This is a genomic window from Streptomyces sp. NPDC051684, assembly GCF_044453445.1.
Taxonomy (GTDB): domain Bacteria; phylum Actinomycetota; class Actinomycetes; order Streptomycetales; family Streptomycetaceae; genus Streptomyces.
Map to the genome: position 1 here is coordinate 49,276 of NZ_JBITCS010000017.1, position 22,505 is coordinate 71,780.

Annotated in this window: 21 protein-coding genes; 9 read left to right on the top strand and 12 right to left on the bottom strand. The window is 72.7% G+C overall.

The annotated features are described in order from the left end of the window. Positions 1-177: 177 nt before the first annotated feature. Positions 178-1,401, bottom strand: a complete 1,224-nt coding sequence (locus ACIA8D_RS21325) for a cytochrome P450 (protein ID WP_399234346.1) — start codon at positions 1,399-1,401, stop codon at positions 178-180. 79 nt (positions 1,402-1,480) lie between these two features. Then, positions 1,481-2,521: an NAD(P)-dependent alcohol dehydrogenase gene (locus ACIA8D_RS21330; protein ID WP_399234348.1), complete on the bottom strand. Its 1,041-nt coding sequence runs from the start codon at positions 2,519-2,521 to the stop codon at positions 1,481-1,483. Positions 2,522-2,821: 300 nt separating this feature from the next. Here ACIA8D_RS21330 and ACIA8D_RS21335 point away from each other — a divergent pair, with 300 nt between their 5' ends. Further along, complete coding sequence (locus ACIA8D_RS21335; protein WP_399234350.1) at positions 2,822-3,817, top strand: Dyp-type peroxidase; 996 nt, start codon at positions 2,822-2,824, stop codon at positions 3,815-3,817. Positions 3,818-3,822: 5 nt separating this feature from the next. Beyond that, complete coding sequence (locus ACIA8D_RS21340) at positions 3,823-4,647, top strand: family 1 encapsulin nanocompartment shell protein (RefSeq protein ID WP_399234352.1); 825 nt, start codon at positions 3,823-3,825, stop codon at positions 4,645-4,647. Between the two features lie 17 nt (positions 4,648-4,664). On the opposite strand, the gene ACIA8D_RS21345 is transcribed toward ACIA8D_RS21340, so the two are convergent. The 5 genes from ACIA8D_RS21345 to ACIA8D_RS21365 form a co-directional block, all read right to left on the bottom strand. Next, positions 4,665-5,168: an FBP domain-containing protein gene (locus tag ACIA8D_RS21345; protein ID WP_399234353.1), complete on the bottom strand. Its 504-nt coding sequence runs from the start codon at positions 5,166-5,168 to the stop codon at positions 4,665-4,667. Positions 5,169-5,224: 56 nt separating this feature from the next. After that, on the bottom strand, positions 5,225-6,103 hold the full coding sequence (locus tag ACIA8D_RS21350; protein WP_399234355.1) for a universal stress protein: 879 nt from the start codon (positions 6,101-6,103) through the stop codon (positions 5,225-5,227). A gap of 105 nt (positions 6,104-6,208) precedes the next feature. Continuing rightward, positions 6,209-7,501, bottom strand: a complete 1,293-nt coding sequence (locus ACIA8D_RS21355) for a hypothetical protein (protein ID WP_399234356.1) — start codon at positions 7,499-7,501, stop codon at positions 6,209-6,211. A gap of 208 nt (positions 7,502-7,709) precedes the next feature. Beyond that, positions 7,710-9,095 (bottom strand): FAD-binding oxidoreductase, encoded by a 1,386-nt coding sequence (locus ACIA8D_RS21360; RefSeq protein ID WP_399234358.1) that lies wholly within the window; start codon positions 9,093-9,095, stop codon positions 7,710-7,712. 159 nt (positions 9,096-9,254) lie between these two features. After that, positions 9,255-9,704 (bottom strand): ATP-binding protein, encoded by a 450-nt coding sequence (locus ACIA8D_RS21365; RefSeq protein WP_399234360.1) that lies wholly within the window; start codon positions 9,702-9,704, stop codon positions 9,255-9,257. 167 nt (positions 9,705-9,871) lie between these two features. Here ACIA8D_RS21365 and ACIA8D_RS21370 point away from each other — a divergent pair, with 167 nt between their 5' ends. From ACIA8D_RS21370 to ACIA8D_RS21380, 3 genes are all read left to right on the top strand, one after another. Further along, a complete protein-coding gene (locus ACIA8D_RS21370) occupies positions 9,872-11,830 on the top strand; it encodes a hypothetical protein (protein WP_399234361.1) in 1,959 nt (652 codons plus the stop codon). Positions 11,831-11,922: 92 nt separating this feature from the next. Beyond that, the gene (locus ACIA8D_RS21375) at positions 11,923-13,473 is read left to right on the top strand and encodes an SDR family oxidoreductase (RefSeq protein ID WP_399234363.1); all 1,551 of its coding nucleotides are present in this window, start codon (positions 11,923-11,925) and stop codon (positions 13,471-13,473) included. Between the two features lie 53 nt (positions 13,474-13,526). Then, positions 13,527-14,888, top strand: a complete 1,362-nt coding sequence (locus tag ACIA8D_RS21380; protein ID WP_399234365.1) for a cryptochrome/photolyase family protein — start codon at positions 13,527-13,529, stop codon at positions 14,886-14,888. Here the strand turns inward: ACIA8D_RS21380 and ACIA8D_RS21385 are convergent. Then, positions 14,863-15,861 (bottom strand): MerR family transcriptional regulator, encoded by a 999-nt coding sequence (locus tag ACIA8D_RS21385; RefSeq protein ID WP_399234367.1) that lies wholly within the window; start codon positions 15,859-15,861, stop codon positions 14,863-14,865. The two genes, ACIA8D_RS21380 and ACIA8D_RS21385, sit on opposite strands and share 26 nt — an antisense overlap. Positions 15,862-16,029: 168 nt before the next feature. On the opposite strand from ACIA8D_RS21385, the gene ACIA8D_RS21390 reads away from it, so the two are divergent. Together ACIA8D_RS21390 and ACIA8D_RS21395 are read left to right on the top strand one after the other, a co-directional pair. Continuing rightward, entirely contained in the window at positions 16,030-16,617 is a 588-nt protein-coding gene (locus ACIA8D_RS21390) for an RNA polymerase sigma factor (protein WP_399234368.1), read from the top strand. 173 nt (positions 16,618-16,790) lie between these two features. After that, positions 16,791-18,023 carry a GNAT family N-acetyltransferase gene (locus ACIA8D_RS21395; RefSeq protein WP_399234369.1) on the top strand — a complete coding sequence of 411 codons (1,233 nt, stop codon included), beginning with the start codon at positions 16,791-16,793 and terminating at the stop codon, positions 18,021-18,023. A 23-nt stretch (positions 18,024-18,046) separates the two neighbouring features. Here ACIA8D_RS21395 and ACIA8D_RS21400 read toward each other — a convergent pair whose 3' ends face one another. The 4 genes from ACIA8D_RS21400 to ACIA8D_RS21415 all read right to left on the bottom strand — a co-directional run bounded on the left by ACIA8D_RS21400 (position 18,047) and on the right by ACIA8D_RS21415 (position 19,866). Continuing rightward, positions 18,047-18,415 (bottom strand): peptidase inhibitor family I36 protein, encoded by a 369-nt coding sequence (locus ACIA8D_RS21400; RefSeq protein WP_399234371.1) that lies wholly within the window; start codon positions 18,413-18,415, stop codon positions 18,047-18,049. A gap of 22 nt (positions 18,416-18,437) precedes the next feature. Beyond that, the gene (locus ACIA8D_RS21405) at positions 18,438-18,956 is read right to left on the bottom strand and encodes a hypothetical protein (protein ID WP_399234373.1); all 519 of its coding nucleotides are present in this window, start codon (positions 18,954-18,956) and stop codon (positions 18,438-18,440) included. A gap of 7 nt (positions 18,957-18,963) precedes the next feature. Beyond that, complete coding sequence (locus ACIA8D_RS21410; RefSeq protein ID WP_399234375.1) at positions 18,964-19,335, bottom strand: hypothetical protein; 372 nt, start codon at positions 19,333-19,335, stop codon at positions 18,964-18,966. Between the two features lie 96 nt (positions 19,336-19,431). Then, on the bottom strand, positions 19,432-19,866 hold the full coding sequence (locus tag ACIA8D_RS21415; RefSeq protein ID WP_399234377.1) for a hypothetical protein: 435 nt from the start codon (positions 19,864-19,866) through the stop codon (positions 19,432-19,434). A 245-nt stretch (positions 19,867-20,111) separates the two neighbouring features. On the opposite strand from ACIA8D_RS21415, the gene ACIA8D_RS21420 reads away from it, so the two are divergent. Together ACIA8D_RS21420 and ACIA8D_RS21425 are read left to right on the top strand one after the other, a co-directional pair. Further along, positions 20,112-20,612 (top strand): DinB family protein, encoded by a 501-nt coding sequence (locus ACIA8D_RS21420; protein WP_399234379.1) that lies wholly within the window; start codon positions 20,112-20,114, stop codon positions 20,610-20,612. Positions 20,613-20,778: 166 nt separating this feature from the next. Then, positions 20,779-22,476, top strand: coding sequence for a chitinase (locus ACIA8D_RS21425; protein WP_399234381.1), 1,698 nt, complete (start codon positions 20,779-20,781; stop codon positions 22,474-22,476). The last annotated feature ends 29 nt before the right edge of the window (positions 22,477-22,505 follow it).

Sequence of the window (22,505 nt, forward strand, 5' to 3'; positions counted from 1 at the left end):
CTGGGTCACGGGCGTCCTCGGGACGGCGTGACCTCCGGTGGGAGGACGTGAAAAAGGGCCGTCCGGGGGACGGCCCTTTACGTGCTTGAGTGTGCGGCCGCCTCTAAGTGAGGCGCCACCAGTTCAGGCACGAAGAACGATGCATACCGCAATAATACACGGTGCGGGGCGCCCGGGTCAGTCCCCGACCGGCGTGAACCGCACCGGCAGCGACTGCGGACCGCGTGTGAAGACGCCCTGCTCGACGGGGTCGAAGCCGTCGGCGAGCCGCACGTCGGGCATCGCGTCGAGGAGCTGGTTCACCCCGGTCTCCACCTCCGCCTTCGCGAGCAGCGCGCCGACGCAGAAGTGCCGGCCCAGCGCGAAGGCCAGGTGGTCGGCGGCGGCCGAGAACGCGGTCGTGGTGGTCAGGTCCTCGCGGAACAGGTCGAAGCGGTCCGGGTCCTTGTACCGGCTCTCGTCCCGGTTGGCCGCGCCGATGAGGCAGGTGACGGTGGCCCCGGCCGGGACGGTGCCGCCGGTCAGCTGCACGTCGACGGCGGACTGCCGCATGATCATGTGGACGGGCGGGGTGACGCGCAGCGTCTCCGCGAAGGCGCGCGGGATCAGGGACCGGTCGGCGCGCACCGCGGCCAGCTGCTCGGGGTGCGCGAGCAGGTTGGCGAAGATGCTGGCGATCGCCTTGTCGGTGGTCTCGCCGCCCGCCGCGAGGAGCAGGCTGCAGAACGCCTTGATGTCCTCGTCGCTCATCCGCACCCCGTCGACCTCTGCGGCGCACAGTGCGGAGAGCAGGTCGTCGCCGGGGTTCTGGCGGCGCTCCTGGATGACCGGGATCATGTAGTCGGCGAACTCGACGCGGGTCCGCTCCCCCGCCGCGGCGACGTCCGGGTCGCCCGCCAGGTTGCCGAGGAAGTTGATGACGGCGGTGTACCAGCCGTGGAACCGGGCGTGGTCGGCCTTGTCGAGGCCGAGCATGTCGGCGATGACGTTGACCGGGAGCCGGGTGGCGTAGTCGGCGACGAGGTCGGCGGCGCCCGTGGCCCTGAACTTGTCTATGAGCTCACGGGAGTTGCGCTCGATGACGGGCAGGAACTTGTCCTGCAGTTCGCTGCCGCGGAAGGCGGGCGCGACGAGCGCGCGGCGCACCGCGTGCTCCCGGCCGCTCATCTGCAGGATGGTCCTGCCGTGCACGGGTTCGAGCTGCCAGTCGTAGTTGTCGGTGGTGAACGTCGCCTCTTTGTCCTTGAAGACGCGCTCCACGTCGGCGTACCGCGACACGATCCAGCTCTGCGTCGCCTCGTGCCAGGCGAGCGGGGCGCTCTCGCGCATCGCACGGTAGGCGGGGTAGGGGTTCGCGGCGAACTCCGGCGAGAGGATGTCGGGGACCTGCGCGGTGGACATGGGGCTCCCTGCGGGGGTGTAACGGGCGGTAGCCCTCAGCCTATTGACCGCCCGTCAGCCCGTACACCCCCACCCCGTGTCAGCCGTTCGGCAGGATCACCGCACGCCCGTTGATCTTGCCGTCGTGCAGCAGCGCGTACGCCTTGGGTGCGTCGTCGAGCGAGAAGGTCTCGGTGTGCACGGAGACGTCGCCTGCCCGCGCCAGGTCGAGGACCTCGATGAGTTCGGCGCGGCTGCCCCAGTACGGGGCGGTGACGTTGACCTCGAAGTTCGTGGCGCCGAAACCGACGGGCAGGGTGCCGCCGCCGATGCCGACGATCGTGACGTCCCCCTCGACGGCCGCGACGGCGCCCGCGGTCTCGACGGTGGGCTGAACGCCGACGAAGTCGAAGACGGCCTCGGCGCCGCGCCCTCCGGTCAGTTCCTTGACCTTGCCCGCGGCCGCCGCGTCCGACAGCACCGCCTGGTGGGCGCCGACGGTCCGCGCGAGGGCGAGCTTGTCCTCGGAGACGTCGAGGGCGACGACGCGGGAGGCGGTCATCGCGCGCAGCAGCTGGATGGCGACGTGGCCGAGGCCCCCGGTGCCGATGACGACAGCGGTCGAGCCGGGCACCAGCTTGGGCAGCGAGCGCTTGATGGCGTGGTACGGCGTGAGGCCCGCGTCGGTGAGCGGCACGGCGGCGACCGGGTCGAGTCCATCGATCGGCGCGAGGTGCCGCGCGTCGTCGACGATCATGTACTCGGCCATCGAACCGGGAGCGCCGAGTCCGGGCGGGCGGATGCCGAGCTCCTCGGCGCGCAGACAGTAGTTTTCCTTGCCCTCCGCGCACTTGGCGCAGGCGCCGCAGCCCCACGGCCCGTACACGGCGACCGAGTCGCCCTCCACGAAGCCGGTCACTCCGGCGCCGAGCGCGGCGACGGTGCCGACGCCCTCGTGCCCGAGCGTCAGTGGCAGCTCGTAGGGGAAGCTCTCGGCCGGCCAGCTCATCACGGCGATGTCGGAGTGGCACACACCGGCGGCGGTGACCTTCAGCAGGACCTGTCCGGGGCCTGGCTCGGGATCGGGGACGGTGACCACTTCGGGCGCGTCTCCCACGGACCGGTACTGGAGTGCCTTCATGTTCGGGCTCCTTCGTGGCTGACCCCCGCCACCCCATGCAACCCCAGGCACCCACCGTGCGCATGCCCGCGCACAAAAAAGGACCCCGACCGTACGGGGGAGAACGGTCGGGGCCTGGTTCAAAGTTTAACAGCATCCGGACGGTGGTCGACGCCGGTTCGACGCCTGCCGGACGTGAGGTCGGACACAACAGTTCATCTGGGCTTTAGATCGTTCTTTTCGGGCGCGAGTGCCACAGGACGCCACAGCCCATATGGTGTCAGCAGCCAACTGACGCCCTCCCTCGCCATCGGAGCACTCGTGGCCGAACCACAGCCCGTCCTTCTCACCCCGCCCGCGAAGGCCGCTGTCTTTCTGGTGGTCACGGTCGCACCGGGCGGCGAGAGCGCCGTCCGAGACACGCTCGAGGAGGTGTCGGGGCTGACCCGCTCCGTCGGCTTCCGCGACCGCGACGCCGCCCTCAGCTGCATCGTCGGCATCGGCTCGACCGCGTGGGACCGCCTGTTCAGCGGGCCGAGGCCGCGCGAGCTGCACCCGTTCCAGGCGCTCGCGGGACCCCGGCACCTCGCGCCCGCGACCCCCGGCGACCTGCTCTTCCATCTGAGGGCGCGCCGCATGGACCTCTGCTTCGAGCTGGCCCGCGTGCTCATCGGCCGGCTCGGCGCCGCCGTCACGGTCGTCGACGAGGTGCACGGCTTCAAGTACTTCGACGACCGCGATCTGCTCGGCTTCGTGGACGGCAGCGAGAACCCGACCGGGCGGGCCGCCGCGGAGTCCGTGTTCGTGGGCGACGAGGACCCGGACTTCCAGGGCGGCAGCTACGTCGTCGTCCAGAAGTACGTGCACGACATGGCCGCCTGGGAGGCGCTGCCCTCCACCGAGCAGGAGAAGGTCATCGGCCGCACGAAGACCGCGAACATCGAGCTGGACGACGCTGTGAAGCCCGCGGACTCGCACGTCGCGCTGAACACCATCGTCGACGAGGACGGCACCGAGCGGCAGATCCTGCGCGAGAACATGCCGTTCGGCAGCGTCGGCCAGGGCGAGTTCGGCACGTACTTCATCGGTTACGCGCGCACCCCGGACGTCACCGAGCGGATGCTGCGCAACATGTTCCTCGGCGACCCGCCTGGCACCCACGACCGGATCCTCGACTTCTCGACCGCGGTTACCGGATGCCTCTTCCACGTGCCGAACGCCGATTTCCTCGACGACCTGCCCGAGCCGCCGGCCGGCGCCGCCACCGCCGATCCCGCCACCGGATCCCTCGGCATCGGCAGCCTCAAAGGAGCCTGAAGATCATGAGCAGCGACCCGAACCCCACCCCGAGCAACAATCTGCACCGTGAGCTCGCCCCGATCACGCCCGCCGCCTGGGCCGAGATCGAGGAGGAGGCCTCGCGCACCTTCCAGCGCCATGTCGCGGGCCGCCGCGTCGTGGACGTCACGGGCCCGGACGGCGCCGGACTCTCGGCCGTCGGCACCGGGCACCTCTCCGAGATCGCGCCGCCCGCGCCCGGCGTGACGGCGCGGCTGCGCGGCGTGCAGCCGCTCGTCGAGCTCCGGGTGCCGTTCACGGTGAGCCGGGATGCCGTGGACGACGTGGAGCGCGGCTCCAAGGACTCCGACTGGCAGCCGGTGAAGGACGCGGCGCGCTCCATGGCGTACGCCGAGGACCAGGCGATCTTCGACGGGTACGCGGCGGCGGGCATCGAGGGGCTGCGCGAACGCACCTCGAACCCGGTCCTGAGCCTGCCGGCCGAGGCTCGCGACTACCCGGACACGATCAGCCGGGCGCTCACCGCGCTGCGCCTCGCCGGTGTGGCGGGCCCGTACGCGCTGCTGCTCGGGGCCGACGCGTACACGGCGGTCAGTGAGACCTCCGACCACGGCTATCCGATCGCCAATCACCTCGGCCGGATCCTGGACGGCGAACTGATCTGGGCGCCCGCGCTGAACGGGGCGTTCGTGCTGTCGAAGCGTGGTGGCGACTTCGAGCTGCGGCTCGGCCAGGACCTGGCGATCGGGTACAGCGGGCACGACGCGCGCGGCATCGAGCTGTACTTCCACCAGACCCTGACGTTCCTGCCCTACACGGACGAGGCCGTCGTCGCGCTCAAGGCGTGAGCCCTCTTCCCGGAGCCTCAGCTTCCCTGGACCCGGGCGATGAACCCGTCCAGGTTGCCGAGCGCCCGGTCCACGCGCTCGTCCAGCGTGAGCGACTCCTCGTAGCGGCCCGCGCGCAGCTTCGGCTGCTTCTTGCCGCGCAGATACAGCGAACAGGCCAGGTCGGCGCAGACGTACAGGCCGACCGTGTTCCCGTCGCGGCCGCGGGCCCCGGCGAGCGGCGCGGCGAACAGGGAGACGCCCGACGAAGCGTGTCCGGTGAGGCAGATCTGGCACAGGCTCGACTTCATCGCGCTGGTGCGCCCGCTCTGCGGCACGCGCAGGGTGATGCCGACCGGCCCGTCGTCCGTGGGGCGCACGAGGTGGGCGCGCAGCGGCGCGCCCGGATCCACCCAGCCGAGGAAGTCCAGGTCGCGCCAGGGCAGCTCGGCGAAGTCGAGCGGCAGCCGCATGCGGGTCGCCTCGCCCTTGGTGCAGTTCACGAAGGACGAGCGAATCTGTTTGTCGCTGAGTGGTTCCACAGCGTGGACCTTACAAAGCCGCTCGCCGATCATGCATCCGGATATCCGCGCACCCGTCAGCCGAGGTTGGGGATCACCGCCACCGGGCACGGCGCGTGGTGCAGCACCGCGTGCGCGACCGAGCCGATGCGGGAGCCGATCGCGGTGCGGCGCGCGCGGCGGCCGACGACGAGCAGCTGGGCGTCGGCCGCGACCGAGAGCAGCACCTGTCCTGCGCTGCCGATCTCGACGTGCTCACGGACCGGCACGTCGGGGAAGCGCTCGCGCCAGGGGGCGAGCGCGTCGCCCAGCGCCTTCCTCTCGTACGGTTCGATGCCGCCGGCGTCGTCGAACAGTTCCATCGAGCCGGGGCTGTAGGCGAACACCGGCGGCAGGCTCCACGCGCGCACCGCCCGTACGGCGACGCCACGGGCCTGCGCCGTGGTGAAGGCGAACTCCATCGCGGCGGCGCTGTCCTCCGGCTCGCCCTCCTGTCCGACGATCACGTCGCGCCCGCTCGCCTCGGCCGGGGCCGCGTCGTCCGCGCGGACGAGGACGATGGGCCGCTCCGCCTTGGCGATCACCTGCTGGCCGACCGAGCCGACGATGAATCCGACGATCACGCCGTGACCCCGCGAGCCGAGCACCAGGGAGTCCCCGTCGCGCGCGGCCCCCAGCAGGGCCTCGGCGGGCCCGTCCCCGTCGAGCACGTCGGTGGTGACCGCGAGCCCGGGGTGGCGCTCTGCGATCTCGTGCTCGGCGTCGGCGAGCAGATCGCCCGCCCATTGCGTGAGCGCGGACTCGTCCGCGGCGAGCACGAGGCTGTCGGGGGCGGGTTCGCCCACGTGCACCAGGCGCAGCGGCAGTCCGCGCCGCAGCGCCTCGCGCGCGGCCCAGGCTGCCGCCGCCGCGCTCTCGGGGGATCCGTCCACTCCCGCGGTGATGGGCCGGGTCATCGCACCGCCTCCTCGTCTGTCCGGACTCGGTCGGCCCGAACGGTGTCTGTCCGGACTCGGGCCGCCCGAACGGTGTCTGTCCGAACTCTGTCCGTCCGGTCTCGTCTAGTGAGCTGTCTGTCCTGGAGCGCCCGATTTACTCGTCGCACCAGGCGTCGCGGGCTTCTTCGACCCTCGCAGATACCGGTTCCAGCCGCCCGCCGGACGCTCGCCCACCTGCAGCTCGCGCAACTGGGCGAGGACGGCCGGGTCCTGCGCGTCGAGCCAGTCGACGAACTGCCGGAAGGACACGAGCCGGACGTCTCCGCTTCCCGCCTTGTCGGCGATCCGCTTGAGCACGTCCTCGACGGCGTCCATGTAGATGCCGCCGTTCCACTCCTCGAAGTGGTTGCCGATGAAGAACGGCGCCCGGTTCGTCTCGTAGGCGCGCTGGAATCCGGTGAGATACGCCTGCGTGGCCTGGGCGCGCCAGCCCGGATAGTTGTACGCGGGGGCGCGGGTGGAGTTCTTCGACTGGTTGGCGAGGATGTTGTAGTCCATCGACAGGACTTCGAAGCTGTGGCCGGGGAACGGGATGCCCTGCAGCGGCAGGTCCCAGACGCCGTGCCGCTTGTCCGGCCAGCGCTGCAGTCCGCCCGGTGAGGAGGCGTCGTAGCGCCAGCCGAGTTCACGGGCCACGGGCAGCAGGTTCTCCTGGCCGAGCAGACAGGGCGTGCGGCCGCCGACGAGTTCCTTGTCGTAGTCGAAGGGCAGGGCCGGCTGGTCGTGCCAGCCGGTGTGGGTGCGCCAGGACTTGACGAAGGTGCGGGCCTGCTCGATCTCGCTGCGCCACTGCTTGGAGCTCCAGTTGGCGACCGAGCCCGATCCGCCGCAGAAGTGTCCGTTGAAGTGGGTGCCGATCTCGTGCCCGTCGAGCCACGCCTGGTGGACGTACTTCAGCGTCTCCTTCACGTGCGGGTCACTGAGGTAGCCGATGTCCGAGGCGCCGACCGGGTTGTTCGGCGGCAGGTAGCGGCGCTTCTGCGCTTCGGGCAGCAGGTAGAGCCCGGACAGGAAGAAGGTCATGCGGGCGTCGTGCTGCCGGGCCAGTTCGAGGAAGCGGGGGAACAGGCCGTTGCCGACCTCGCCCGCGCCGTCCCAGGAGAAGACGACGAACTGCGGCGGCGTCTGGCCGGGTTCCAGGGCGACGGGCGCGGCGGGCTGCTTGGGCTGGCGACCCGTGTACGAGGTCGAGCCGTCACCGATCAGACGGGGCAGCGCCTTCTTCTTGGCGGGGCGCTCGGGATGGCGGGCGGGGCCTGCCGGGGGCGGGTTCTCCCGCTCGCCGCCGCTCGTCCCGCATCCGGCGAGGGTCCCGGCCGCGGCGCCGAGACCGACACCGAGGCCGAGACGCGCCACACGTCTGCGACTGATTCCACTGGACCGACCGGATTCTTCGAACTTCATGGACAACCCAATCCGCGCCCCGGGCGGGGGCGTTGCGCGTCCCCCCACACGGACACCGACCCCCGCACCGTAGGGCGGATAAACGGACAATTGCCTCATTTGTGGCGGCGTGCCGCGGAAAGGGGTGGCACTCGAAGGTGGGCTGCCGGGAGTCGGCTGCTCAGTCCTCGCCGACGACCTTGCCTGGGTTGAACAGGTCCAGCGGGTCCAGGGTCTGCTTCACGGCCCGCTGCAACGCGCAGACGGCGGGCCCGAGTTCGCGGCGCATGCCGCCGCGCTTGAGCAGGCCGACGCCGTGCTCGCCGGTGACCGTGCCGCCCGCGGCGATCGCGGCCTCAAGGAGTTCCTCGAAGGCGGCCTGCGCGGCGACCCGTTCGGCCTCGTCACCCGGCTCGGTGATCAGGAGCGGGTGCAGATTGCCGTCGCCCGCGTGGGCGATGGTCGCGATCCGCACGCAGTGCCTGCGCCCGATCTTCCCGATGGTCGCGAGCATCTGCGGCACGGCGGACCGCGGTACGCACAGGTCCTCGGTCAGCACGGGCCCGAGGCGCTCGAGCGCGGGATACGCGAGGCGCCGTACGTCGAACAGCGCCTCGGCCTCGACGGCGTCGGTGGACTGCTCGGCCCACAGCGCGCCCGCCTCCCGGAAGGCGTCGGCGATCGCGCCCGCCTCGGTCTCGCCCGCGTCGCCCGGGGCGTCGACCCGGGCCAGGAGCATCGCCTCGGCGCCGGGTTCGATGCCCAAATGCTTCCAGTTCTCCACGGCCTCCATGCAGGCCCGGTCGAGGAGTTCGAGGGCGGCGGGCGCGAGGCCCCGGCTCGTGACGAGGGCGACGGCGGCGCCCGCGGCGACCAGGCTGTCGAAGTTGCCGACGACGGTGCGCGGCTCGGCGACCGGCGCGGGCCGCAGCTTGAGCGTGATCTCGGTGATGACGCCGAAGGTGCCCTCGGAGCCGACGAACAGTCCGGCCAGGTCGTATCCGGCGACGCCCTTCGTGGTGCGCCGGCCGAGCCGGACCCGGCTGCCGTACTCCCCCGCGGGCCCGCCCATGACGACTTCCATGCCGAGGACGTAGTCGCGGGTGACGCCGTACTTGAGGCAGCACAGGCCGCCCGCGTTCGTGGAGACGTTGCCGCCGATCGTGGACCAGGGGGCGCTGGCCGGGTCCGGCGGGTACCACAGGCCGTGCTCGGCGACGGCGGCCTTGAGGTCGTTGTTGACGACGCCGGGCTGGACGACGGCGATCAGGTTCTCGGTGTCGATCTCCAGGATGCGGTTCATCCGCGACACGTCGAGCAGGAGACACCCGTCGCTGGCGTTGGCCCCGCCGGACAGGCCGGTTCCCGCGCCCCGCGTGACCACCGGTATCCGCCGGGCCGCGCAGGCCCGCACCACGGACTCGACCTCCTCGGCGGACGTGGCGCGCACCGCGGCGAGCGGGCGGCCCATCGGCGCCCACTCGGCGTCGTCGTGGCCGAGGGACGCGAGGACGTCCGGGTCGGTGACGAGGGTGCTGTCCGGGAGCGCGGCGGCGAGTTCGCCCACCGTGCCCCTCGTGTCTGCGGTGTCGATGTCGTCCTCCTGAACAGATGTCCCTGACCGGCGCGTTCACGGGTCAGGGACACCATCATGGAACACCGCCTCGCGCCGTCACACGGCGCGGGTCGCTCAGGAGCCGACGGTCCCTCAGGAGGCGGGGGCCGTTCAGGAAGCGAGCGTCAGCACGGCGCGCACGCGCTTGCCGACCGGGACCTGCTCCACGGAGATGGCGGCGAGCGCGTCCACGATCTCCAGGCCGTGCCCGCCCACGCGCGCCGGGTCCCGCGGGTAGCGCACCGGCACGGCGGCGCTGCTGTCGTAGACGGTGACTGCGACGTGCCGGGAGGTGCCCTCGAGTTCCAGTACGTACGGGCCCGCGCTGTGCCGGTCCGCGTTCGTGATCAGCTCGCTCACGACGAGCAGGACGTCCCCGGCCGTGCGCGGGTCGAGTTCGACGCACCACTCCTGGCGGAGCCGGGCGAGGAATCCGTCGGCGAACCTGCGCGCGTCGGCCAGGCAGCCCTCTTCGCCGGCGTAGTGGGTCGCCTGCATCAGCGGCCCGACTGCCTCGTCGAGGCCGGTGGGGATCAGTGTCCCGTCCATGTACTCGGTCATTCGTGTCTCTTTCACGCCTGCGGGACTCCGCGATGGACACCCGCAGCCTGCTGATACCCCGCTTGGGGCCGCGCAGTCCTGCTGTATTCAACCGGGGTGACCGGCTTCCCGGCCCGTCGTTTGAAGGACGACATCGTGTCCCTTCGGACTTCCGGGAGAGCCCCGCCATGCCCCAGCTTCGCCGCGACAGCATTATCCCCCGCTCGCGGACCGCCACCGACCAGGCGGAGACCGCCCTGCTCGTGCAGTACACCGGCCTCGTACGCCTGGCGTATCTCACCCTCCCGGCCGCGTTCACCCGCCACCGCCGGGTGCTGCTTGCCCACGCCGCCGTCCAGCGCGCCCTGCCGGGGCACCGGGCCTTAGTCGTGCCCGCTCCGCGGCTCCCCGACGTCGGCGGCGACACCGCCGCCGACGCGCTGCGCGTACGGATTCTGCGGGCCGCCCTGTCCGTCGCGCACCGGCCGTCCGGCTGGCCCGCGGCGCTGCCGCCGCCGCGCACCCTGCTGCCCCGGCTCCCCGTGGTCTGGGGGTTGCGGCTGTTCCCGCGCTCCGGCGGGGCCGAGGAACTCGCGCTGGTGCGTGCGCTCGTGGGCGCTTCGGCCGCGGCGCGCGCCGCGTTCGTGCTGCGACACGTCGACGGCCTGGGCTCGGACCGGGCGACCGCGCTCCTGGCCGCCGCCGGGGTGCCGGAGGCGGAGGCGGCGGTGCGGGAGTCCGTCGGGCTCGACGCGGAAGCGGGGCCCGCGGCGGCGGCGTTGCTGCGCTCCCAGGAGTTCGACGCCTGCTCCGTGCAGACACGGCCCACGGATCTGCCGCGCCGCGCACGGCGGACCCGGGCCGCCCTCGCGGCCGGGGCAGTGGCCGTCGTCGCGGCGGCCGCGCTGCTCGCCCCCGACTCCACGCCGCGCCGGGAGGCGGCGGGCGGCGACGCACCGGTGCGGACGGCGCTCGGCGCGGGTGACCTCACCCGCGCCGGGCGGGACACCTGGGCCGACACCTCGCGGGTCGACTTCACGGCCTGGTCGGCGCGCGGCGACCGCACCGACGACACCGCGCTGCTGGACCGGGCGCTGGCCGCGTGGGCCGCACCCGCCGGGTCCGTGCGCGTCGACCGGACCCAGGACACCGCGGCCGATCCGCCGCCGCGCGCCCCGCAACTGCTGTTCGCCGGCTCCGTCGACGGCCGTGCCGTGGTGCTCCTCAGCGACGGCGAACGACTGGCCCGCTACACCGCGCCGGACGGCAAGGGGCCCGCCGGCCTGGCACTGGCCCGGGTCGACGACGCCGACGTGACCACAGCGGCCGCCGTCGTGCTCAGTCGTGGCCACGGCTCGGCCCGCTACCTCGCCGCGCCGTGGATCTCCGAGGCCGGCACCCGCGATCTGTTGCGGCCCGACGCTCCGGCGCGGCCGTTGCGGATGTCGGACGACGGGGTGACCGAGCCCGTTCCCGTCGCGCCGGAGAACGGCTGTGCGCGGCGCCCGGTGCTTCAACTGCGGTCCTCCTCGCGCATCGTGGAGCACCACTCGTTCCTGCTCGCCGACCTCGGCGGCCTGTCGCCGGTGCATCTCACGTACACGCCGCTGCCGGGACACGGCACGCCTCCGCCCCGGCAGCCGCGCGAGGCCACCGGCGGCCAGGCCCTGGTCGCGTGGGCGCGCACCGCCTGCCGGCTCCAGCCGTGGCGGGGTGGCGCCGTGCGCGCCGTGAACGCGTGGGATTTCGCCGAGCAGCGGTTGCCGAAGGACGCGGGCCGGGCGGTGTGGTCGTGTGTGCGCGCCTCCACGTGGCGCGGGCCGGGCGATGTCGCGATCCTGCTGCGCACCCCCGCCGGGGCCACCGCACCGGCGCACCTGGCCGGCCGGGCGCGGGCCACGGCGGCGTGCAGCCGGTTCGGTCAGCACGTGGTCGCGGACACCCGGTGGCGGGCGCCGGACGGGCACTGGTATCTCCTGGCGGCGGGCAGCCGGGCGGTCACCCGGATCGAGGCGAGCGGCGCGGTGAGCGCCGACCGCACGGGCCGCACCCTGGCCGTCCGCGCCCCGGAGCACGGAGCCGTCCGGGTGGCGGCCCGTCTCGACACGGGCGAGCGGCTCGGGGAGGTGGCACCCGGACGGCCCTGAGCGCTCGGGCCCGCCGCATCCACCGGCGCTGTTGATGCGGAAGTCGGTCGTGGGGCGGACGGTGGAGGACAGGGAACGAGCGAGGGAGTGCCATGAACGCGGAACGTGCCGGGCAGCGGTGTCTGGTCACCGGGGCGAGCGGCTACATCGGCGGCCGGCTCGTGCCGGAACTGCTGGCCGCGGGGCATCAGGTGCGCTGCCTGGCCCGCTCCCCCGCCAAGCTCCGCGATCATCCGTGGTCCGGCGACGTCGAGGTGGTCGAAGGCGACCTCACGGACCGCGACTCGCTCGGCGCCGCGCTGCGCGGCATCGACGTCGCCTACTACCTGGTGCACGCGCTCGGCACCGGCAAGGAATTCGAGCGCACCGACCGCGAGATGGCGACGGCCTTCGCCGAGGAGGCCCGCCGGGCCGGGGTGCGGCGGATCGTCTACCTGGGCGGTCTGACGCCCGCGGGCGTGCCCGAGCGGGAGCTGTCGCCGCATCTGCGCTCGCGGGCCGAGGTGGGCCACATCCTGCTGGACTCCGGCGTGCCGACGACGGTGCTGCGGGCCGCCGTGATCATCGGGTCGGGGTCCGCCTCCTTCGAGATGCTGCGCTATCTGACCGAACGGCTCCCGGTGATGGTGACGCCGAGCTGGGTGCACACCCGGATCCAGCCGATCGCGGTCCGCGACGTGCTGCGCTGTCTGGTGGCCGGGGCGACGGTGCCGCCCGAGGTGTCCCGCGCCTTCGACGTCGGCGGGCCCGACGTGCTCACCTACCGCGACATGATGCTGCGGTACTCGGCGGTGGCGCGGCTGCCGCGGCGTGTCGTGGTCGGGGTGCCGATGCTCAGCCCCGGTCTGTCGAGCCACTGGGTCGGCCTGGTGACGCCCGTGCCCGCCGCCATCGCCCGCCCGCTGACCGAGTCGCTGCGCCACGAGGTCGTCTGCCACGAGCGCGACATCGAGAAGTGGGCGGAGTATCCGCCGGGTTCCCCGATCGGGTTCGACGAGGCGGTGCGGCTGGCGCTGCGCCGGGTCCAGGAGGCGCAGGTGGCCACGCGCTGGTCGTCCGCCTCGCTGCCCGGCGCGCCCAGCGATCCGCTGCCCACCGACCCGGACTGGGCGGGCGGCAGCCTCTACACGGACGAGCGGGAACGGATCGTCGAGGCCTCGCCCGAGCGGCTGTGGGACGTGATCGAGGGCATCGGCGGGGAGCACGGCTGGTACTCGTTCCCGCTGGCGTGGGCGGTGCGCGGGTGGCTCGACCGGCTGGTGGGCGGCGTGGGGCTGCGGCGCGGTCGGCGGGACGCGGCGCGGCTGCGGGTCGGGGACTCGCTGGACTTCTGGCGCGTCGAGGCGATCGAGCCGGGCCGGCTGCTGCGGCTGCGCGCCGAGATGCGGTTGCCGGGGCTCGCCTGGCTGGAGCTCTCCGTGCAGCCGGCGGGTGACGGGCGCGTCCGCTACCACCAGCGGGCGCTGTTCCATCCGCACGGCCTGGCGGGCCAGGCGTACTGGTGGAGCGTGGCCCCGTTCCACTCCGTGGTGTTCGGCGGGATGGCGCGCAATATCGCGGCGGCGGCCGAGCGCGGGCCGGACGGCGGCGCCCCGTCCGGCCCATCGGTGCATCCGCACGCGTCCTCGACCGGGAAGGGCTGACACAGCCCGCTTCTCATCGCTGCCCACCCTCGCTGCCCATCTGGAGCCCTGCCGTGCGTGTCCGTGTCGTCCTGTTCACCTCCGATCTCCGCGTGCACGACCATCCGCCGCTGCGGGCGGCGCTGAACTCGGCGGACGCCGTGGTGCCGCTGTTCGTCCGCGACGCGGGGGTCGCCGGGTTCCTCGCGCCGAACCGGGAGGCGTTCCTCGCCGACTGCCTGCGGGATCTGGACGCGGGGCTGCGGGAGCGGGGCGGGCGGCTGGTGGTGCGCACCGGCGACGTGGTCGACGCGGTCGCGAAGGTGGTGGCCGAGACGGACGCGTGCGCCGTGCACCTGGCGGGCGGCGTGTCGGCCTACGCGCAGCACCGGGAGGACCGTCTGCGGGACACGCTGGGCCGCCTCGGCTGCGAACTCGTCGCGCACGACGGGGTCGTCACCTGTGTCCCGCCCGGCGCCGTCACGCCCGGCTCCCGGGACCACTTCGCGGTGTTCACGCCCTACCACCGGCGCTGGGCGCAACACGGGCTGCGCGCGGTCGTCCGGGCCCCGCGCGCGGTCCGGGTCCCCGACGGCGTCGGCTCCGAGGCGCTGCCCGAGCGGGCGGAGGTGACGGGGGTGTCGCCGGGGCTCGCCGCCGGAGGCGAACGGGAGGGCCGCTCGCTGCTGACCCGCTGGCTGCGTTCGGGCATCGCCGCGTACGAGGACCGGCACGACGACCTGGCTGGCGACGCCACCTCGCGGCTCTCCCCGCACCTGCACTTCGGCACCGTCGGCCCCGTCGAAGCGGTGCACCGCGCCCGTACGGCGGGCGGCCCGGGAGCGGAGGCGTTCGTGCGGCAGCTGGCTTGGCGCGACTTCCACCATCAGGTGCTCGCGGCGCGCCCCGACGCCGCGCACGCCGACTACCGCACCCACCACGACCGTTGGCGCCGGGCGCCCCGGGAGTTCGAGGCGTGGCAGGAGGGGCGCACCGGCTACCCGGTGGTGGACGCTGCGATGCGGCAGCTGCGCCACGAGGGCTGGATGCACAACCGGGGGCGGCTGCTCACTGCGTCGTTCCTCGTCAAGACGCTGTACATCGACTGGCGGGCAGGGGCCCGGCACTTCCTGGAGCTGCTGGTGGACGGGGACGTCGCGAACAACCAGCTGAACTGGCAGTGGATGGCGGGCACCGGCACGGACAGCCGTCCGAACCGGGTGCTCAATCCGGTGACCCAGGCCAAGCGCTACGACCCGGACGGCGCCTACGTACGGCGCTGGGTACCGGAGTTGGCGGACGTCGAGGGCGCCGCGGTGCACACGCCGTGGAAGGTGGCCGGGCTCGACCGGGCCGCGCTCGGCGACTATCCGGACCCGCTCGTCGAACTGCCCGACGGGCTCGCCCGGTTCAAGAGGGCGCGGGGACTCGACTGACCTCCGGGTAGTGGCGCTCGATCTGCCGGAGTGCCTGCGGCAGCGTCGCCGGATGCAGCGCGCCACGCACGCCGCGCCCCGCCCAGCCGGGCCCTGCCAGCATCACCGCGGGCTTGCCGCGCGCGCCGCGCACACCCCAGTGGGTCTCGGCGAGGTGCCGGGCCAGCGGCAGACTCGCGGTGGAACGGGCCTGCGCCCACAGCACCACCACGCGCGGCCCGATCCTGCGCACCGCCGCCGATACCGCCTCCACGGGCACGGCGGCACCGAACATCCGCTGCGGCACGCCCAGTTGACTCAGTCCGGCACTGAGCGCCTCCAGGGCGAGCACGTGCTGCTCGGCGGGGACGCAGGCGAGGACCAGCGGGGGCAGCGCGAGCGTGGACTCGACGGGGGCGGCGGCGCGGTGCAGCGTGCGCGACACGTGCCAGGACAGCAGGTGCTCTACCTCGACGTACCGGTCGCCCGCCTCCTCCCACTTGCGGCCCACCGCGTGCAGCACCGGCGCCATCACGTCCTGCCAGGCGCTGACCAGGCCGTGCTGCGCCACGGCGTCGGCCAGGAGGTTCTGCACGGTCGGCGTGTCCATGCGGGTCGCCGCACGGGAGATGCCCCGGCACTGGCGCTCCAGCGTGGCCTGTGTGGCGGGCGCGGCCGGTGCGGGACGCTGGAGCGGCAGTTCGGCGGGCTGCGTCGCCAGGCGTTTGCCCGCGAGCCGCGCGGCCTCGGCGGGCGGCAGGCCCGTCGTGGTCAGCCGGCACATCTCCTCGACGGCCGCGATGTCCTGCGCCGTCCAGCGCCGGTGGTGTCCCGCCGAGCGCTGCGCGGGCCCGAGCCCGTAGCGCCGGTCCCAGCTGCGCAGGGTCGTCGGGGAGACGCCCAGCCGCCTGGCGAGGGCGCCGGTGGTGACGCCCGTCTCCTGTGGTGCCGCATGTGACTCTGCCACGTCGTGCGCGTGCCGCCCCTCGTCCATCCGGCCCACGATACGACGCACAACCGATGCGGGTTGCCGTGCGGCGGGAGCCGTTTCAAGGATGACCGGGCCGTCACCCGGCGGGCGCCGCGCGTGTCCGGTCCGGTTCGTCGGCAGTCGGGTTCGGGACCGTTTCGAGGAGTTGACGGGGCGTTGAGGAAGCCAGGCTTGCTGTCGCGGGGCGTCGACCCGCGCGAGGTGTCGGAGGCCGCCCTGGCGGACGGCCTCGCGACGGGTGACGTCGCCTGCCTCGCCGAGGTGTACCGGCGGTGGGCGCCGCTGGTGCGGGGCCTCGCGCACCGGGCGCTCGGCGACCACTGCGAGGCGGAGGACGTGATGCAGCAGGTGTTCCTCGCCGCCTGGCGCGGCCGGACCGGGTACCGGCCCGAACTGGGCCCGCCCTCGGCCTGGTTGACGGGCATCGCCCGGCACCGGGTCGCGGACGCGCTCGCGGCTCGGAGCCGGCGCGCGGCCCTGTTCGAGGCGGCGGTCGGCCGGCACGCGATCGCGATCGGGCGTGACGGCGCGAGCGACTCCGGCATGGACGCGGTCGTGGAACGGCTGGTGCTGTCGCAGGAGTTGGCGCGCCTGCCGGGGACGCAGGCCACGGTGCTGCGCCTGACGTTCTACGAGGACCTGACGCAGCCCCAGATCGCCGAGCGCACCGGCTGGCCGCTGGGCACGGTCAAGAGTCACGCCCGGCGCGGCATGCGGCGCCTCGGCGACCGGCTGCGCGGTCGGGGCGAGCGTGGGTGAGGCACGCGGGAGTCGGGTGCATCCGATCGGCCCCCTCGGCACGAAACCCCGGTGTGCGGCGCACGAGCACGGCCGCACGTACCCGGGCGGCCCAGACCCCGCCGCCCACCCATCTCAGCGGGGTCGGCGCCGCTGAGGTGGGCTCCGGCGGGGCGCGACTACAGTCGACGATCATGAACATTGGTTCCGTCCGCGTCCGCGACGTACCCGAGTCCGACATCGAACGCGCCCTGGCGCTCTCCCATCTCGTCTTCCACGAGTCACCCGACGACGAACGCCGCAAGCAGCAACAGCAGGAGCTGTCCGGCCACCTGCGGATCGGGGCGTACGACGGCGAGGAGTTGGTCGGCTTCGCCGCGGCGCACCCCTTCGTCGTCTCCGTGCCGGGCGGCGCCGACCTCCCCTGCCCCGGTCTGTCCTACGTCTCGGTGGCGCCCACGCACCGCAGGCGCGGCGTGCTGTCGGCGATGATGTCCGAGCTGTTCGCCCGCTGGACCGAACAGGGGGCGCCGCTGGCCGCGTTGTGGGCCTCCGAGGCGGCGATCTACGGCCGGTTCGGCTTCGGACCCGGCACGTACGGGGCGACCGTGGAGATCGACTCGCGACGCGCCCTCGCACTGCGCGTCCCGCCCGACGAGCGGGCGCTGCACCTGCTCGACGCCCGATCGGTGCCGACCGCGCTCGCGCCGTACTTCGAGTCCACGCGCGGGCTGCGGGCGGGCCGGCACGCGCGCACGGAGGCGTGGTGGCGCGAGCAGTGGATGGCGCGAACGGACGAGGAGGACGAGGATCTGTCGCCGCCGCGCGTGGTGACGCTCGGCGACCCGCTCGCCGGTTACGCGATCTACCGCACCAAGGCGGGCGACTGGTCCGGGGGCACTGCCGGCCTGGTGAGCGTCGAGGAGCTGGAGGCCGACGGGCCCGAGCAGGCGGCGACGCTGTGGCGATACCTCGCGGACATCGACCTGACGGGCACGGTGCGCGCCCACGGCAGGCCGCTCGACGATCCGCTGTCGCTGTTCGCGGCCGATCCCGACCAGGTGAGCGTCAAGAACGTCGAACCAGCGCTGTGGGTGTGTCTGGTGGACGTGCGCGCGGCGCTCGCGGCCCGCGTCTGGGCGGCGCCCGTGGACGTGGCGATCGAGGTGCTCGACGCGCGGATCACCGCGAACGCGGGGACGTTCCGGCTGATCGCGTCGCCGGACGGCTTCTCGTACGCGCCCACCGGCGACGCCCCCGATCTGACCGTCCAGGCCCGCGATCTGGCGACCGCGTACATGGCGGCGAAGCCGGTGGCGGACCTGGTGCGCGCGGGTCTGGTGACGGAGCACACGCGGGGCGCGGCGTCGATGCTCGACGCCGCGCTGCGCACGGAGCTACTGCCGCACACCGGCGACTCGTACTGAACTCACGCCGCTGACGGGCGGGTTCAGCACTCCATCTTCCACGTGTGGGAGTCGCCGCTGTCGTTGGCCCAGCCGTTGGACGCGATCTCCTGGCCGGGCGCGAGACAGACGGTGCCGAAGCCGACCAGGCCCGGGTTCTCGTAGACCTGGACGTGGTCCTTGATGCCCGGTCCCGAGATTCCGTGGTTGGCCCAGGAGGAGTCCTCGTCCTGGATGCCGTCCTCCCAGTCGTGGTCGTCGCCGGACCAGTTCCAGCGCATTCCGGTGTAGTTGGCGTCGGTCCAGGCGCAGAACTCGCCGCTGGGGCACTGGGCGGCGAAGGCGGTCGCGGGGAGCGCGGCGCCGCCGAGGGCGAGGACCGCGGCGGTGACGAGGGCGATCGGGTGCTTCATGGGATCTGTTCTCCTTGCGGGTTCAGTGGGTCGGGGTGTGCAGCACTCGGGTGGACGCGTCGAGCGCGCGGGCCCGCAGGCGCTGCCAGTCGGCGAGGTCGGCACGGTGCCGGGCGCGCACGGAGGCGAGGCTGAGGTCGCGGTGGGCGGCCTCGGGCTTGAGGTTGTTGACGACGGTCGACACCTGGAACCAGCGTTTCTGGTCGCCGTAGAGGGTGCGTTGGGCGGCAGCCAGGCAGCCGTCGGTGTGGGCGCGCACGGGGATGCCGTTCGCGAGGGTCAGGGAGAGTTCGGCGGGCGGCCGGCCGAAGAGGGCGGCGGCGACGCGCTGCTCCCCCGCCCGGTTCGCCGGGCGCCGCCCCGGCCGGGGCGGTGTCAGGCCCTGCCGGGTGAGGCAGCGGTCGGTGAGGGTCTGGGTCGCGGCCCTGATGGTGTCGTCGGGGGTGCGGGCGGCCGCGTCGGGGCGCTCGGTGGTGCAGCCCGTGAGCGGCAGCAGCAGGGCGCAGGCGAGGACGGTGAGGGCACGGGTTCGGCGGTTCATGGCGCGCTCAGCCCGGCTCGCACCCCATGGTGGTGTCGGAGACACCGTCGAGTTTTCCGGCCCACTCCCAGTTCTCGGAGTAGTCGTCGCGCCTGATCTCCCGGTAGAGGCAGCCGGTCGCGGTGTAGCTGATGGCGTAGACGGTGCCCGCGACGCGGGAGTCGAAGGAGACGGCGTGCCGCGCCGTGCCGTTCTCCGCGTCGGCGTAGCCGGGCGGCCCGTAGCACCAGGCCTGGCCGTGCATGCCGACTTCGGTCCAGAAGCAGACCTGGCCGGGCGGTACGGCGGCGGGCGCCGCGGCGGCGGTGGGTGCGAGGGCGGTCGTGGCGCCGCCGAGAAGGGGCAGCATGAGGGCGAGCAGCACTGATCTGTGCTTCATGAAGGGTTTCATTTCGGTGACCCCGGAGTGATCGTTCTTACTGAGCGTGATCACACTGCCCCGGAGTCGGCGTGATCAAGCGCCGCGTCACCCTTGTCAGTGACTATTGGTAACCGGCGTGCGACGCCGCGGCCCTCGACCGCGTGGCTGGGTGCGGGCCATGCGGACCGCGTCGACGGACTCGGCGAGGAGTTCGTACTCCGTGGTGTCGTCGCGGGTGGCGATCCTGACGAGCCGTCCGGAGGCCAGGTCCTCCGCGACGTTCTCCTGCTGCTCCGGGTCGGCGCACCAAGCCCGCAGCCGTTCCGGCACATCGGGTGCGTCGTCGGCCACTGGCGTCAGCGCACCCTCGGGTAAGTGCGGCTGCCCGGGGCGCGGGTCGAGGCGCTCGGCCATCCACATGGCCCGGTCGCGCAGCCACCACAGGGCCAGCGCGATGGTGGGGGCGCGATATGTGCCGAGCGGAACACCCACGCGCCGGCCACCGCAGATTCCGTACGCGGTGACGTGGCACAGGAATTCGTCGTGCACGGTCTCCCCCATTGCCTGGCGCCCGACTGCATTGACTGTTGTGCCAAACGATCAGTGATCCACCGCAACGGCGAGAATGTGCCGGGCAATTGGCCCGGGACGCGCCGCCTTCGAGCAAGGTTCAACCTTTCCCTGATCAAGTATCGGCACTTGGGAGACGGTGTCACCATTGCTTTCACGCCAGTCTCCGGGCATATTCACGGCGCGCGTTGGCCGAAATACTTCAGGTCGGAGACACTGCACGCATGCGCTCACACGACGTACTCATGGACGGTTACAGTCGCATTAAGGAAGAGGTGCACGCGGCCGTCGAGGGACTTTCCGCCGACGCGCTGAACGAGCGCCCGGAGGACACCGCGAATTCCATTGCCTGGCTGATCTGGCATCTCACCCGCGTTCAGGACGACCATGTCGCCGACGCCGCGGGACTGGAGCAGGTCTGGCTGGCGGACGGCTGGGCCAAGCGGTTCGAGCTGCCGCTCGCCGAGACGGACACCGGGTACGGGCACACACCGAAGCAGGTCGGCCAGGTGCGGGTCACCTCGGGCGAGCTCCTGGTGGGCTATTACGACGCGGTGCACGAGCAGACGCTCGGCTTCATCGGCGGCTTGAAGGACGCCGATCTCGACCGTGTCGTCGACGAGGGCTGGGATCCGCCGGTGACGCTGGGGGTCCGGCTCGTCAGCGTGCTCTCGGACGACCTTCAGCACGTGGGGCAGGCCGCCTACCTGCGCGGACTGAGCTGAGCCCACCGACATCCCGCCGTGGTCAGCGGCGCCGGACCTCGCGTCCGGCGCCGCTTTCGTGCGCGCCAGAGGTCTTGACAACTCCATTGGTCTGAACCAGCTTTGGCGCACAGCGGTGGCCACCGTTCACATCCGCAGTACCCCCCTCTTGCCAGGAGGCTCCCCCGTGGACCGTGCACGCCCCCGCAGACCCAGACCCGGCCTCGCGCTCGCCGTCGTGGCGGCCGCCTCGCTCGGCGTCACCGCGCTCGCCTCTCCCGCGCAGGCCGCCGACGTCAATGTGGCCAAGAACGCCGGCTTCGAGTCGGACCTGAGCAACTGGACGTGCTCCGCGGGCAGCGGTTCCGTCGTGTCCTCGCCCGTGCACGGTGGCACGAAGGCCCTGAAGGGCGCCCCGGCGGGCCAGGACAATGCCAAGTGCAGCCAGACCGTCGCCGTGAAACCCAACTCGACGTACACGCTGAGCAGTTGGGTACAGGGCGGCTACGCCTATCTCGGCGCGAGCGGCACCGGCACCACCGATGTGTCGACCTGGACGCCGGGCAGCTCCTCCTGGCAGCAGGTCACGACGAGCTTCAAGACCGGCGCGAACACGACCTCCGTGACCGTCTACACGCACGGCTGGTACGGGCAGAGCGCCTACTACGTCGACGATGTGAACGTCTTCGGCCCCGACGGGGGCGGCGGCACGGACCCGGTGGTGGTCCCGGCCGCGCCCACCGGGCTCGCGGCGGGCGCGAGCACCTCGTCCTCCGTCGGCCTCTCCTGGTCCCCGGTCTCCAACGCCACCGGCTACAACGTGTACCGCGACGGCACGAAGGTCGCCGCCGTCACGGGCGCCTCGACGACAGTGACCGGACTCGCGGCCGACACCTCGTACAGCTTCCAGGTCACCGCGACGAACGCGGCGGGCGAGTCGGGGAAGTCGGCGGCGGTGAGCGCGCGGACCGCCACGTCCGGCGGCAACCCCGGCGGCGGCACCGTGCCCAAGCACGCGCTGACCGGCTACTGGCAGAACTTCGACAACGGCGCGAGCGTCCAGAAGCTGCGCGACGTCCAGTCGCAGTACGACATCATCGCCGTCGCGTTCGCCGACGCCACGACCACACCCGGGAAGATCGCCTTCAACCTGGACCCGGCCGTCGGCTACGCGGGCGCCGGTGACTTCAAGGCGGACATCGCCGCGAAGCAGGCGGCCGGCAAGTCCGTGATCCTGTCGGTCGGCGGCGAGAAGGGCACCGTCGCGGTGAACAGCGACGCCTCGGCGACGGCGTTCGCGGACAGTGCGTACGCGCTGATGCAGGAGTACGGCTTCGACGGCATCGACATCGACCTGGAGAACGGCCTCAACTCGACGTACATGTCGAAGGCGCTGCGCCAGCTGTCGACGAAGGCGGGCGGCAAGCTGGTCCTGACGATGGCGCCGCAGACCATCGACATGCAGTCGACGTCCGGCGAGTACTTCAAGACCGCGCTGAACGTGAAGGACATCCTCACGGTCGTCAACATGCAGTACTACAACAGCGGTTCGATGCTGGGCTGCGACGGCAAGGTCTACAGCCAGGGCTCCGTCGACTTCCTGACGGCGCTCGCCTGCATCCAGTTGGAGGGCGGCCTCGACGCCTCGCAGGTCGGGCTCGGCGTCCCGGCGTCGACTCGCGGCGCGGGCAGCGGCCATGTGGCCCCGTCGGTCGTGAACAACGCGCTGGACTGTCTGGCGCGCGGCACCGGCTGCGGCACGTTCAAGCCCGCGAAGACCTATCCGGGGCTGCGCGGGGCGATGACCTGGTCCACGAACTGGGACGCGACGGCGGGCAACGCCTGGTCGAACGCGGTGGGCCCGAAGGTGCACGCGCTGCCGTAGGGCAGGCGCTCCACCACGGGGAGCCGGTG

Coding starts and splice junctions, on each gene's coding strand:
- ACIA8D_RS21325 (WP_399234346.1), bottom strand. CDS start 1,401: ATGTCCACCGCGCAGGTCCCCGACATCCTCTCGCCGGAGTTCGCCGCG.
- ACIA8D_RS21330 (WP_399234348.1), bottom strand. CDS start 2,521: ATGAAGGCACTCCAGTACCGGTCCGTGGGAGACGCGCCCGAAGTGGTC.
- ACIA8D_RS21340 (WP_399234352.1), top strand. CDS start 3,823: ATGAGCAGCGACCCGAACCCCACCCCGAGCAACAATCTGCACCGTGAG.
- ACIA8D_RS21350 (WP_399234355.1), bottom strand. CDS start 6,103: ATGACCCGGCCCATCACCGCGGGAGTGGACGGATCCCCCGAGAGCGCG.
- ACIA8D_RS21365 (WP_399234360.1), bottom strand. CDS start 9,704: ATGACCGAGTACATGGACGGGACACTGATCCCCACCGGCCTCGACGAG.
- ACIA8D_RS21370 (WP_399234361.1), top strand. CDS start 9,872: ATGCCCCAGCTTCGCCGCGACAGCATTATCCCCCGCTCGCGGACCGCC.
- ACIA8D_RS21375 (WP_399234363.1), top strand. CDS start 11,923: ATGAACGCGGAACGTGCCGGGCAGCGGTGTCTGGTCACCGGGGCGAGC.
- ACIA8D_RS21385 (WP_399234367.1), bottom strand. CDS start 15,861: ATGGACGAGGGGCGGCACGCGCACGACGTGGCAGAGTCACATGCGGCA.
- ACIA8D_RS21395 (WP_399234369.1), top strand. CDS start 16,791: ATGAACATTGGTTCCGTCCGCGTCCGCGACGTACCCGAGTCCGACATC.
- ACIA8D_RS21400 (WP_399234371.1), bottom strand. CDS start 18,415: ATGAAGCACCCGATCGCCCTCGTCACCGCCGCGGTCCTCGCCCTCGGC.
- ACIA8D_RS21405 (WP_399234373.1), bottom strand. CDS start 18,956: ATGAACCGCCGAACCCGTGCCCTCACCGTCCTCGCCTGCGCCCTGCTG.
- ACIA8D_RS21410 (WP_399234375.1), bottom strand. CDS start 19,335: ATGAAGCACAGATCAGTGCTGCTCGCCCTCATGCTGCCCCTTCTCGGC.
- ACIA8D_RS21420 (WP_399234379.1), top strand. CDS start 20,112: ATGCGCTCACACGACGTACTCATGGACGGTTACAGTCGCATTAAGGAA.